12 protein-coding genes are annotated in these 12,922 nt (G+C 50.6%); all 12 read right to left on the bottom strand.

The window, feature by feature from the left end; translation table 11 throughout:
- Positions 1–12 precede the first annotated feature (12 nt).
- The 12 genes from nuoL to LRP57_RS01540 are packed head-to-tail and all read right to left on the bottom strand — an operon-like array spanning position 13 to position 12,887.
- Positions 13–1,962 carry an NADH-quinone oxidoreductase subunit L gene (gene nuoL, locus LRP57_RS01595; protein WP_231204602.1) on the bottom strand — a complete coding sequence of 650 codons (1,950 nt, stop codon included), beginning with the start codon at positions 1,960–1,962 and terminating at the stop codon, positions 13–15.
- A 59-nt stretch (positions 1,963–2,021) separates the two neighbouring features.
- Positions 2,022–2,321: an NADH-quinone oxidoreductase subunit NuoK gene (gene nuoK, locus LRP57_RS01590; RefSeq protein WP_231204396.1), complete on the bottom strand. Its 300-nt coding sequence runs from the start codon at positions 2,319–2,321 to the stop codon at positions 2,022–2,024.
- Positions 2,318–3,286: an NADH-quinone oxidoreductase subunit J gene (locus tag LRP57_RS01585; RefSeq protein ID WP_231204601.1), complete on the bottom strand. Its 969-nt coding sequence runs from the start codon at positions 3,284–3,286 to the stop codon at positions 2,318–2,320. Before LRP57_RS01585 ends, nuoK begins: the two co-directional genes overlap by 4 nt.
- Before the next feature lie 23 nt (positions 3,287–3,309).
- A complete protein-coding gene (gene nuoI, locus LRP57_RS01580; RefSeq protein ID WP_231204394.1) occupies positions 3,310–3,972 on the bottom strand; it encodes an NADH-quinone oxidoreductase subunit NuoI in 663 nt (220 codons plus the stop codon).
- The gene (gene nuoH / locus LRP57_RS01575; protein WP_231204392.1) at positions 3,969–5,294 is read right to left on the bottom strand and encodes an NADH-quinone oxidoreductase subunit NuoH; all 1,326 of its coding nucleotides are present in this window, start codon (positions 5,292–5,294) and stop codon (positions 3,969–3,971) included. The genes nuoI and nuoH overlap by 4 nt, the downstream gene beginning before the upstream one ends.
- Positions 5,291–7,864, bottom strand: coding sequence for an NADH-quinone oxidoreductase subunit G (locus LRP57_RS01570; RefSeq protein WP_231204390.1), 2,574 nt, complete (start codon positions 7,862–7,864; stop codon positions 5,291–5,293). Before LRP57_RS01570 ends, nuoH begins: the two co-directional genes overlap by 4 nt.
- A complete protein-coding gene (nuoF, locus tag LRP57_RS01565; protein ID WP_231204388.1) occupies positions 7,861–9,162 on the bottom strand; it encodes an NADH-quinone oxidoreductase subunit NuoF in 1,302 nt (433 codons plus the stop codon). The genes LRP57_RS01570 and nuoF overlap by 4 nt, the downstream gene beginning before the upstream one ends.
- Complete coding sequence (gene nuoE / locus LRP57_RS01560; protein WP_231204386.1) at positions 9,159–9,869, bottom strand: NADH-quinone oxidoreductase subunit NuoE; 711 nt, start codon at positions 9,867–9,869, stop codon at positions 9,159–9,161. The genes nuoF and nuoE overlap by 4 nt, the downstream gene beginning before the upstream one ends.
- The gene (locus LRP57_RS01555; protein WP_231204384.1) at positions 9,866–11,221 is read right to left on the bottom strand and encodes an NADH-quinone oxidoreductase subunit D; all 1,356 of its coding nucleotides are present in this window, start codon (positions 11,219–11,221) and stop codon (positions 9,866–9,868) included. The genes nuoE and LRP57_RS01555 overlap by 4 nt, the downstream gene beginning before the upstream one ends.
- Entirely contained in the window at positions 11,218–11,958 is a 741-nt protein-coding gene (locus LRP57_RS01550; protein ID WP_231204382.1) for an NADH-quinone oxidoreductase subunit C, read from the bottom strand. The genes LRP57_RS01555 and LRP57_RS01550 overlap by 4 nt, the downstream gene beginning before the upstream one ends.
- Positions 11,955–12,509, bottom strand: coding sequence for an NADH-quinone oxidoreductase subunit B (locus LRP57_RS01545; RefSeq protein ID WP_231204379.1), 555 nt, complete (start codon positions 12,507–12,509; stop codon positions 11,955–11,957). The genes LRP57_RS01550 and LRP57_RS01545 overlap by 4 nt, the downstream gene beginning before the upstream one ends.
- A gap of 21 nt (positions 12,510–12,530) precedes the next feature.
- Positions 12,531–12,887, bottom strand: a complete 357-nt coding sequence (locus LRP57_RS01540; protein ID WP_231204377.1) for an NADH-quinone oxidoreductase subunit A — start codon at positions 12,885–12,887, stop codon at positions 12,531–12,533.
- Positions 12,888–12,922 lie beyond the last annotated feature (35 nt).

Here is a 12,922-nt window from a genome sequence, read left to right as displayed (position 1 = left end):
TGTGAACTCCCCTCACAGCCTAAAGCCGAGGATGATAGCCAAGGCAAGGACAACCCCACCAAGGATGTATGACGCATACGCCCGTATATATCCGTTCTGAGTGTGCGTCACTAGGCGCCCCAGACCACGAGAACATGCACCGATAGCACGAACTAAACCATCAATTCCCTTGCTGTCACCCGCCGTTGCAGCAGTGACAAGCGCAGAACCCGGAGTAATGAAAACCGCTTCATTTACTTGGTCTTGATACATGTCGTTACGTGCTGCCCGTACCAGGACATTCCCTGAAGGAACAGCAATCGGGACATCATGCTGCGCGTATTTAACCCATGCCAACGCAGCGCCCGCAGCGACTAACAGTAATGTCAGAACTTGAATGACCCACACAGGCATCACAGGATGGCCGTGTTCCACAGCTCCCAGTGATGGTTCGAGCCAGTGAACAAAAAGATCACCAAAGGACAAAAGCCCACCAACTCCCACTGCGAAAACCGCGAGGATAATCATTGGGATCGTCATGAACGGTGAGGATTCATGAGGATGAACTGGGCTTCCTTCAGCTTCAGTAGTCCAACGTGCTTTGCCGTGGAATGTCATGAAGAACAGGCGCGACATGTAGAACGCTGTCACACCGGCGCCCAGCATAGCGATCCAACCGAAAAGCCAGCCAGCCCACGGTGCTTCTACGCCGAATGTGTGCAAGGAGAATGCGGCCTCAATAATTTTGTCTTTCGAGAAGAACCCTGCAAAAGGTGGGACACCTAAGATGGCAAGCCATCCCGCCATGAAAGTCACCCATGTTACTTTCATGGCTGTACGTAAAGCACCAAAACGACGCATATTCACTTGGTCAGCCATACCGTGCATGACAGAACCTGCACCCAAGAACATCAGTGCCTTAAAGAAACCGTGAGTGAATAGGTGGAATATTGCGAAAGCCCAACCAATCGGACCAAGGCCTGCGCCAAGCATCATGTAACCAATTTGGCTCATTGTTGAAGCAGCCAAGACTTTCTTCATATCGTCTTTTGCTGAACCCACAATAGCTCCGAAAACCAAGGTGATAGCACCGATGGTGACGACAGCTGCAGCCGCAACAGGTGAAGCCTGATAAATCAAACCTGAACGAACAACAAGGTACACACCTGCAGTAACCATTGTTGCAGCGTGTATGAGGGCTGATACCGGTGTCGGGCCAGCCATAGCGTCACCCAACCATGCTTGTAATGGGAATTGTGCTGATTTACCACACGCACCCACCAGCAAGAACAAGCCCATCACGGTGACAACACTCATTGGTAGGCCGGGAACCATGCTGTTCACTTGCGAAATATTGACTGTGCCGCAAGCCGCAACCATTGTCATCATCGCTAAAAGGAGTCCCATATCGCCCACGCGGTTCATAACGAATGCTTTTTTCGCTGCTTTTGCGTTATCTGGCACATGGTTCCAGAAACCGATAAGCAGGTAGGAGGCTAAGCCAACGCCTTCCCAACCTACGAAAAGAACCGCGTATGAATCGCCTAAAACCAATGTCAGCATCGCTGCAATGAACAGGTTGAGATAAGCGAAGAATCGACGACGATCCGTATCATGCTCCATATATGCCACCGCGTACACGTGGATAAGGGAACCCACGAAAGTCACAAGCATAACGAAAGTCAAAGACAACGGATCCAGTAAGAACGCCACATTCACAGTGAAAGAACCCGCTGGAATCCACGTAAATACATGGTCGAGTAAACGACGTCCCCCAGCAGGAGCTTGAATCAACTGAATCAGAATGAGCAGACCTACAATGAACGAAGCCCAGGACGCACATGTGGCCAGCCAATGGCCCCATTTATCGGTTTTACGTCCAAACAGCAATAATGTTCCAGCACTTAATGCCGGAATAGCAACCATCAGCCACGCATACTGCGCAACACCGGTAGCTGGAAGCACCTCCGTTGCTGTGTGCATATGCGTTTGCGTAGCGGCAAGCGCAGAGAAGACCAAGGATGACATGCTGTTAACCTCCCTCAGTTCTTCAGCAGATTCGCGTCGTCGAGGCTGGTAGTGCTCCGCGACTTAAAGATCGACACAATGATGGCTAACCCGACCACTACTTCAGCGGCCGCAACAACCATAACGAAAAATGCCATGATTTCACCCGACACGGTACCGTGCATACGGGCAAATGTGACAAAAGCAAGATTCGCGGAGTTCAACATGAGTTCAACGCCCATGAGTGAAATAACTGCGCTTCGACGCACAAGGACAATCGCCGCACCTATCGCAAACAGGAGTACAGCAAGAATCAGATAATAGGACATGCTCACTTGCTTTCCTCCTCAGTGACAGCAGGTGTGCTTTCGTTTTCTTGCACTTCGGGTTCACCAGCATCAGTTACAGATCGCGTAGGTAGATCGTTGAGGCCAGTCGGTGCTTTCGTTCCAGGCATCCCCCATGCGCCTGAACGTGGGACACGCGAAGAAGCTAACGGGCCGAAAACAGATTGATCGGCACGACCTAAACGAATATGAACCAGTTCATCAGCCACAGATGAATCGACTTGGCTGATATTTCGCAGAAGTCCCTTGACTCGCAAAACACGAGGAACAGATTCTTCTACCGGTCCCATTGTTTCACCGGAAAGCGCGGGGACATCGACAGCATTTGAATGAGCGTACACACCGGGTGCTGGTAGCTGCCCCATATGGCGACCACGTTCTTTGAAAGCACGCATCTTTGCTTCAGCAGTACCATGCTGGTCAGTACGAGGACCAAGCTTATCTGTGTGAGTAAGCAGCATAGCTCCAATGGCTGCGGTAATCAGCAAAGCTCCCGATAGTTCCATGGTGAACCAGTGCTGCCCGAACAACTCGGTAGCAAGATTAGTGACCGGCGCATTGGAGTATGGATCGACCTGTGTCACAGGAAGCTCCGTCCCTTTATGGGTCCTCGCTACCACGCCAACAAGAATAACAACCAACCCGAGAGCCAACAGCAGGGCCGCGACAATATTTCCTTGACGCTGAATCCTGTATTCATCAGAGGCACCCAGACCGATCATCATGATGACGAATAAGAACAGCATCATAATGGCGCCCGTATAGACCACCACTTGAACGGTTCCAAGGAAAGCTGCTCCATGAGTCAGATAGATGACAGCCAGACCTAACATGACAAGGACCATACACAACGCGGCATAAGCTGCTTTACGGAAGAAAAGAACACCTAAAGCGCCCAAAACCATGATTGTAGCCACACAGCAGAAAAGAATTGCTTCTGAAGTGGAGCTCATTGCAGGCCAAGTTCCTAACTCAATCACTGCTGTGCCTCCTTATCGGTGGGGCGTGCTGTGGCAAGGGTTGGATCATCTGGACGGTTCTGACGTACCCATTCGATTTGTTCGCTTGATGGCCCAGTGACTTCACCTCGATAATAGTCACCATCAGATAGCCCCTGCACTTGCGGATGCGGTGGAGCTAACATCCCTTCTGCCAGTGGAACCAGCAGATCTTGTTTTTCGTAGATGTCATCCAGACGCTCATATGTAGCAAGCTCAAAATCATGGCCCATTGTCAAAGCACGAGTGGGGCACGCTTCAATGCAGTAACCGCAGAAAATACAACGCAAGTAATTGATCTGGTAGATCGCTCCATAGCGTTCTCCCGGTGAATATTGTTCTTGCGGTGTATTAGAAGCAGCTTCAACCAAAATCGCGTCAGCAGGACAAGCCCATGCGCACAATTCGCAGCCGATACATTTTTCTAAACCGTCAGGATAACGATTCAGTTGATGGCGGCCATGGAAACGTGGTTCAACGAAAGGCCCTTCGAAAGGATACTGTTCAGTAACTGTGGGACGAAAGAAAGACGATATGGTGACCCCGTAGCCTGCGAAAGGTGCAAAGAATTCACCAATAGGACCCTTAGGATCTTGTTCGTAACGCATTTCGTCATCCTGGGATACGGACTTGTCTGTCATTGTGCGTCCTCCTCAGTGATGGTCGCAGCGATAGGGACTCGGCCTGCACGAGGCGATGGCGGCAAAGATTGCCCCGGCAAAGGCGGCACAGGGAAACCGTCAGCAAAAGCATCAAATGGCGCATTCCGCTGAGCGTGCTTTGCTGTTTCAATGGCTGCTTTCTTCTTTTCATCAGCACGATCTGTAAACCACAAGATCAGCAGGACAATCAGGAAGATACCGGCAATTGCACCAATCAGCACAGGAAGTGACACATTAACCCATTGGCTGATGCCTCTGACCAGAGCAACTGTGACAAGCCAGCCCAAAGAGAACGGGATTAAACGTTTCCACCCTAAAGCCATGAACTGGTCGTACCGGAAACGAAGTAAGGTAGCACGAGTCCAAATCATGAGGAACATAAAGAACCACATCTTCAGGAAGAACCACCCTAAAGCAAACCATCCACCATTGAGGATTTCAATATGGCTCAGAGGCCACGGCGCATGCCAGCCACCAAAGAACATTGTGGTTGCCACTGCCGATACGTTCAACATATTGACGTATTCTGACAGGTAATACCAACCAAACTTCATTGACGAGTATTCCGTCATATGGCCGGCCACCAATTCGCCTTCCGCTTCAGGTAAGTCGAAAGGCAAACGGTTTACTTCACCGACCATGGAAATCAAGTAGATCACAAATGCTGGGGCCAGAGGTAAGAACCACCATGTGTATCCTTGCGAGGCAACGATCTGTGAGGTAGACATCGAGCCCGCCATCAAAAAGACTGATACGAGCGCCAATCCCATTGATAATTCGTAGGAAATCACCTGAGCAGAGGAACGTACCGCACCATATAAAGGCAAAGTTGAACGAGTCGACCAACCGCCCAAGACAATTCCGTAGAGCCCTAAAGATGTAATGGCCAAAATGTACAGGACTGCTACAGGCATATCTGCAAGTTGCAGCGGCGTAGAGCGACCAAGAATCGTTACATTCGGTCCCATTGGGATCACAGCGAAAACACTGAAAGCACAAAAAGCCGAGATCGCTGGTGCTAGTAAGTATAAAAACTTGTCAGAACGCCGGGTCCACATGTCCTCTTTGAACAAGAGTTTGCCGGCATCTGCAATAGCTTGCAGCAAACCTAAAGGACCCGCCACATTCGGTCCCGGGCGTGTTTGCATACGCCCTAAACCACGGCGTTCCACCCACAGGGCGATCAGAACGTTCAAAATAAGGAAAACAATGATAAAGACAGCCTTGATGACAGTCAGCCACCAGGTTTCTTGTGAAAAATCTGCGGCAACGTACTGCGCTGCTAACGGCGTGTAGTTCACCGGTCCACCTCCCCAGTGGTGCTCAGAGTGACGACAGTACCTGCCCTGCCGAGCGACTCATGGACATAAGAGCCTTCCGAACATTCAGGCACCCACACGACGCAGTCAGGCAGGTCCGCAATATGCGCGGGTAAGGTCAGAGCACCACGTTCAGTGCTCAACGTCAAGGCGGGGCCGTGCAAGCGAGGTTCGCACCCTAAAGCCGCCATTGTTCCAGCGGAAATATACGCCACAGGCCGACGAGCAGTTCCTGCAAGATATGGAGATTCGTTTTGTAAACGACCAGCATCAAGCATGGGCTTATGCGTGGCAAGGAGGGCCTGTCCACTTCTTACCGCCGTCGGCGCAGGAGCATCCACCATGTCGAATGAGGCGCGCGGTCCGCGATAGGACATCACCGCGTTGACTTCCTCGTACAGATCGACAAGTGTTCGGCCGCCTAGGTCCGTATCGTAGTGCTCCGCGAGGCGAACAAATATGTCACGATCCGTCAATGAGCGAGCTGAAATTGCCTGACCGAAAGGACGTAAACGCCCTTCCCAGTTAATGTACGTGCCGTGTTTTTCAATAGGTGGAGCGACCGGCAAAACAACATCAGCGCGTTTGGTGATATCTGAATGACACACTTCAATACTGACCAAGAATTCAACAGATTCACATGCGTGACGTGCCTGTGCTGGATCAGCAAGATCACGCACATCCACACCGCCAACAACAAGTGCGGACACTGTCCCTTCGGTTGCTCCGTGAAGAATCTGAGTGATATCTAAACCACGTGTGGTCGGGACGTTTTCCCATCCCAGTTCGGTAATTGACTCAGCACATAAAGAACGACCAAAAGGCAACAGACCCGGCAACAAACCTGCTTCAATGGCTCCCCTGTCACCTGCGCGACGTGGAATCCATTGCATACGTGCCCCTGTGCGCTCTGCCAGACGTGTAACCGCTGTCAGTAAACCAGGTACTCGACCTGCACGCTCACCGACAAGGATGATACCGCCAGCTAAATCACCTGCCAGATCTGAGTGAATACCACCTGAAGCAATCGAAGTGACAACTTCCACTTCTGTTCCCGGAGCCGCATGAAGAACATGCGCATTCAACTTACGCAGACCTGCTGTAGTCATCGGCGCAACAGCCGATACCGTCAACATGCCTTTACGTGCTGATTTGCGCATACGCAAGAATAACGATCCACATTCGTCTTCTGGTTCAATGGCAACAAGCAGGACATGGGAGGCTTTTTCTACATCCTCGTATGTCACTCCTAAGCCGCTGCCGGCAACATGGGATGCAAGGAAAGAACGCTCCTCCTCGCTGATTTCACGTGAACGGAAATCAATCGCATCGGAACCTACAACTGTGCGAGCAAACTTTGACCATGCCCATGCATCTTCAAACGTGAGGCGACCACCCGGCAAGAAGCCCACAGTCCCTCGTTCACTCGCTTTCGTCAGCCCTTCGTGTACACGCTCAAGGGCATCCGACCATGAGGTAGGAACAAGTTCACCATTTTCACGAACAAGTGGAGTCGTAATGCGGTTGTGTTTTGCCCAGTCAAAGGCGAAACGATCTTTATCAGTAATCCATTCCTCATTGACCTGTGGATCATTTCCCGCCATACGACGAACAACTTCGCCACGTCGCACATCCACACGAATAGAAGAACCTGAAGCATCATGTTCAGTTACCGATGCCGTGGAGTGCAGGTCGAATGGGCGCGAACGGAAACGGTAGGACGCGGCTGTTAAAGCACCTACCGGGCAAATCTGAACAATATTTCCAGAGAAATATGAGGCGAAAGCGCGTCCAGACATGTCACGATCATTTTCTGCGACGGGTCCTGAGTTCACAGAACCAATCAGCCCTTCATCCCCGTAGGGACCTGATATTCCCGCTAAATGGTTATCTTGAGCGGCATCATCATGGTAGCCGAGGACAGCCGTATCAAAAGAGCCGATCTGCTCACCCATAAATACGTGGTGTTCATCAGGGGCTGTGCCGCCGCCTCGTCCTTGTAGATCTAAGAAGGCATCGCCGGCAATCTCTTTACCGAAACGTACGCAACGCTGACACAGAATACAACGATCACGGTCAAGCAGAATATGGCTTGTTAAGCGTAAAGGCTTCGTGTATGTCCGTTTAGAATCAACGAAACGTGACTTTGCTCGCCCATCCGTCATTGCTTGATTTTGTAGAGGACATTCGCCTCCCTTATCGCAAATTGGGCAGTCAAGTGGGTGGTTAAGTAGCAGGAATTCCATCACGCCTTGCTGAGCTGTGGCAGCAACTTCAGAGGTTTCCTGAGTTTTAATGACCATGCCTGGGGCAACTGTCTGAGCACAGGAAGGCTGTGGTTTAGGCATAAAACGCAGCTCACCCGTGTTACGATCCGGCATTCCTACTTCGACTAAACACTGACGACAGGCCGCCACTGGTTCAAGTAGCGGATGGTCGCAGAAACGAGGAATACGAATACCTGCTTGTTCAGCTGCGCGGATGACAAGTGTTCCGGCAGGGACACTCAGCTGCACATCATCGATAGTGACATCAACCATGGAAGTAGTCATCGTGCCCCTCCTCGCGCGAACACAGCGGATGCCTCATACGGGAATAATTCCCGCGCAGGCGTTGTTAACCCAGCTTCAAATTCGGAACGGAATTTCTTGATACCGGACATAATCGGTGTTGAAGCAGCATCACCTAATGCGCAGAAGCTACGCCCAAAAATGTTGTGCGCGATTTCATCCAGCAAATCCACATCTCCGGGTTTGCCTTTACCGGCTTCTAAACGCAGCATAATTTGTTTCAGCCAGTAGGTTCCTTCACGACAGGGCGTGCATTTACCGCATGATTCGTGTTGATAAAACTCAATCCACCGCGTAATTACTCGGACAACTGACGTGGTTTCATCAAAAACCTGCAATGCGCGTGTGGCAAGCATGGAACCTGCAGCGCCTACGGACTCGTAATCTAACGGTACGTCCAGATCTTCTTCTGTAAATAAAGGCGTTGAGGAACCACCCGGTGTCCAAAACTTCAAGCGGTGCCCCTGACGAATACCGCCAGCCATATCAATCAGCTCACGCATGGTGATACCGAATGGCGCTTCAAATTGTCCAGGGTGAGCAACATGGCCGGAAAGCGAGAAAATACCGTGTCCTTTTGATTTTTCCGTGCCCATCTGCGTGTACCAGTCAACACCGTGCTGGAAAATACCTGCCACTTGGCTGACAGATTCAACATTGTTAATCACCGTGGGACGCGCATATAAGCCTGCGACCGCTGGGAAAGGTGGTTTCAGGCGAGGATGTCCACGATAACCTTCAAGAGAATCGAGGAGAGCTGTTTCTTCACCACAAATGTAAGCACCGGCACCAGCATGTGCTGTAATTTTTAGATCACCTAAAATACCAGATTGTGTTGCTTCCTCGATTGCATTCATTAAGCGACGGTACACATGAACGACCTCACCACGTAGGTAAACGAATGCGTGTGTACAGTTAATTGCTCGGCTTGTAATCGCCATACCTTCAATGAGGACATGCGGGTTAGCCATAATCGTTGGAATGTCTTTACAGGTCCCCGGTTCAGACTCGTCAGCATTAACCACCAAATAGCGAGGTTGGCCGTCGTCTGGAGGCAAGAATGACCATTTCAGACCTGTGGGGAAGCCTGCACCACCACGACCACGCAGACCAGAGGCCTTAACCAGATCAATGATCTGCGCAGGTTCCATTTCATTTGCTTTTTTCAGGCCCTCGTATCCTCCACGTGACAGGTAAGAGTCGAGGGTCCACGAACGATCATCCCCCCACCCTCGGGTGAGAATCGGGGTCAGTGTGCTGGGAGCACTATATGTACTCATGCGTCCTGTCCCTCCTTTACGTGGTCTGTTGTGTCCGCACTGTCAATAGGTGTCGGAGCCGTCCAGCCATTTGTATCGGCAATTTTGAGGCCAAGAAGTGACGCTTCACCGGCGCTTGGACCTTCATGTACACGCCCATCAGGGAAACCAGCGAGGACGCGCTCATTTTCTTTGAATGTGGCTACCGTGTCAGGTCCACGGGTCGGGCTAACAGGACGGCCTGCTTCTAAAGCATCAACCAAGGCGATAGCGGATTCAACCGTTTGGTTATCGAAAAATTCCCAGTTCACCATGATGACTGGCGCGTAATCACAGGCAGCGTTACATTCTAATCGTTCAAGGGTGATTTTCCCCGAGGGGCTGGTTTCATCAGAGCCTACGCCAACGTGTTCAGATACGGCTTCCCAGATTTCGTCGCCGCCCATAACTGCGCACAAAGAGTTAGTGCATACGCCTACCAGGTAGTCGCCGTTAGGGTGTCGTTTGTACTGGGTGTAGAAAGTAGCGACAGCGCTGACTTCTGCGCGTGTAATGTCAAGGACATCTGCGCATAATGCAATGCCGTCAGCTGACACGTAGCCGTCTTCGGATTGGACGAGGTGCAGCATCGGTAAAAGCGCACTACGTTCGTGTCCTGTGGGGTACCTATCAATGATCTGCTGTGCTTCGTCACGTAGACGAGCTTCAACTTCAGGAGTGTAAGTCACCGGTCAACGCCTCCCAACACTGGGTCGATACTTGCCAAGGAAACCACAACATCAGCGAGCTGTCCGCCCTCAGTCATCATTGCTGTGGACTGCAAGTTTGCAAATGAGGGGTCACGGAAGTGTGCCCTGTATGGACGTGTTCCTCCGTTAGATACGAGGTGCACGCCGAGAATACCTTTTGCATGCTCCACCGTCTGATACACCTGACCAGATGGCACAGTGAAACCTTCAGTGACCAGTTTGAAATGATGGATCAAAGATTCCATTGACTGTCCCATAATTTCAGCAATATGTTCCAAGGAATTACCTTGACCGTCACTGGCAACACTTAAACGGGAAGGCCATGCGATATGAGCATCAGCAACCATTGTGGGCGCGCCTTCACATGCTTCTAAACGTCGAAGCACCTGGTTGATAATCTTCAAAGACTGGTAGCACTCGTTGAAGCGAACAACGACACGGTTATAACAGTCGGAAGCATCAGCAGTAACCACGTCGAAATCAAATTCTTCGTATCCGCAGTATGGTTGATCTTTACGTAAGTCTTGCGGCAAGCCAGCAGCCCTCAAACTTGGACCGGTCATCCCCAAAGCAATCAGACCCGATAAAGGCATATAACCTACGTCAACGAAACGCTTCTTAAAAATCGGATTTTGTAAAACAAGATCCTGCATTTCACCAATGTCACGGCGAACTTTCGGAAGTTTTTCACGAATGTACTCAACCGTGCCGGCTGGTAAATCCTGCGCAACACCACCGGGGCGAATATAGGCATGATTCATACGCAAACCGGTGATACGTTCAAAAATCCTGAGGATTTCTTCACGACCACGGAAAGCAATGGTCATCATTGTTGTAGCGCCTAATTCATTGCCGCCTGTGCCGATAGCCACCATGTGACTGGCAATGCGGTTCAGTTCCATTAACAGGATACGAATAAGGCTGGCGCGTTCAGGAACATCGTCGGTGATACGCAGTAGTTTTTCAACTGCTAAGCAGTAGGCCACTTCTTGGAAGAAGGGAGCCACATAGTCCATTCGTGTACAGAAGGTTACCCCTTGGGTCCACGTGCGGTACTCCATATTTTTTTCAATACCGGTATGCAGGTAACCGGTATCAACACGGGTTTCCCGAACGGTTTCACCGTCAAGTTCCAAAATCAGGCGGAGCACACCGTGAGTGGAAGGGTGAACCGGTCCCATATTCAACACGATGCGTTCGTGGCTGATTTTTTCAATTTCCGCTAAAACATCCTCCCAGTCACCGCCTTGTGCGAGGACTTCAGGAAGTTCCTCAATATTGAGGCCCGCGGCAGATGCAGCAGCGTGAATTTTTGTGTTCTGGATACTCATGAGTTGTAGGACCTCCGCGTGTCAGCAGGCGGAACAGTTGCACCACGGAATTCCACAGGAATACCGCCCAGTGGGTAGTCTTTTCGTTGAGGATGACCTACCCAGTCATCAGGCAAAGCGGTACGAGTCAGTGAAGGATGTCCGTCGAAAATAATTCCCATCAGATCCCATGTTTCACGTTCTTGCCAGTCGTTTGCTGGATAAATGGAAACAATTGAAGGGATATGCGGATCGCTTTCTGGGCAGGCAACTTCAAGACGGAGAACTCGATTATGTGTCAGTGACTGCAAAGGATAGATCGCGTGGAGTTCGCGTCCAGTATCGTGAGGGTAGTGAACCCCATTTGTTCCTAGGCACAATTCAAAACGTAGGTCTTGGTCGTCGCGGAGCCACTGGCATACACGTTGAATATGCTCGCGTGTAATGAAAATAGTGAGTTCACCTCGGTCGACCACTACTTTTTCAATCACATCTGCGATGGGGAGTTCAGCAGAAGTAATCAGTTCTTCTAAAATGTCAACCACCGAGTCAAACCATCCACCGTAAGGACGTTGAGACTCACCTGGTAGGTATTCCTGAGTAACTAATCCACCAAAACCTGTGGTGTCACCAGCATCATTTACCCCGAACATACCCTGACGGCGTGCAATAGGTTCAGTTGCAGCAAAACCACGATGCGTTTGAGTAAGTTCCACACCCGCTTCAGGAATCTGTTCGGCGTGTACTTCGTTGTTCATGCCAGGAGTCCTTTCAGTTGGTGGGTCGGTGTTGCAGCAAGAGCTGCTTGTTCGGCTTTACGAGCAATTTCACGGCGATGTGCGCCCAAAGGTTCTTTGCCGATTTGCTCACGCAAAGTCAAAATTGCGTGAATCAGTGCTTCTGGTCGCGGTGGGCATCCCGGTAAGTACACATCCACTGGCACGATATGGTCGCATCCTTGGACAACCGCATAGTTATTGAACATTCCACCGGAGGATGCACATGCTCCCATGGAAATCACCCATTTGGGTTCAGGCATTGAATCGTAGACGCGGCGAACGATTGGTGCCATTTTGTGTGACACGCGACCAGATACGATCATGAGGTCTGAGTGTCGTGGCGAGGCACGGAATACTTCAAGACCAAAACGTGACATATCAAAACGCGGTGTACCTGCTGCCATCATTTCAATAGCACAGCAGGCCAAGCCCATTGTGACAGGCCATTGACTGTGCTTACGTGCCAGCCCTAAAACTTTTTCAACGCTTGTCAGGGCAATGCCCGCAGGAATACTTTCTTCCAGTCCCATAGTTTTCTCCTTGACCTTCGCTCAGTAGTCCAGTCCGCCGCGGCGCCATTCGTAAATATATGGAACCGTAATAAGCGCAATGAAAGTGAGCATTGCGATCAAACCGAATAGGCCCAATTGGTTAAAGCTGACAGCCCACGGATACATGAACACAACTTCAATATCAAAGATGATGAAAGTCATGGCGACAAGGTAATAACGCACAGGAAAACGACCCAAGTCTGCCGTATGAGAACTGGGATCAATACCGCATTCGTAGTTATCAGCTTTTGTACGCGATTTCTTTGTTGGACCAAAGATCGCAGAAGCAGCTAAGCCTCCGAAAGCCAGTACCAGTGCAGCGGCTGCCATGATAAGCAGCGGCACATAGGGGTTCATTTCCATACCTCCCAGTTTTGGGTTAATGCCCTCAT

The sequence above is a fragment of the Schaalia sp. lx-260 genome, assembly GCF_021083645.1.
GTDB lineage: Bacteria > Actinomycetota > Actinomycetes > Actinomycetales > Actinomycetaceae > Pauljensenia.
Note: the sequence above shows the minus strand (reverse complement) of the source record. Positions and strands in the feature narration are given on the sequence as shown.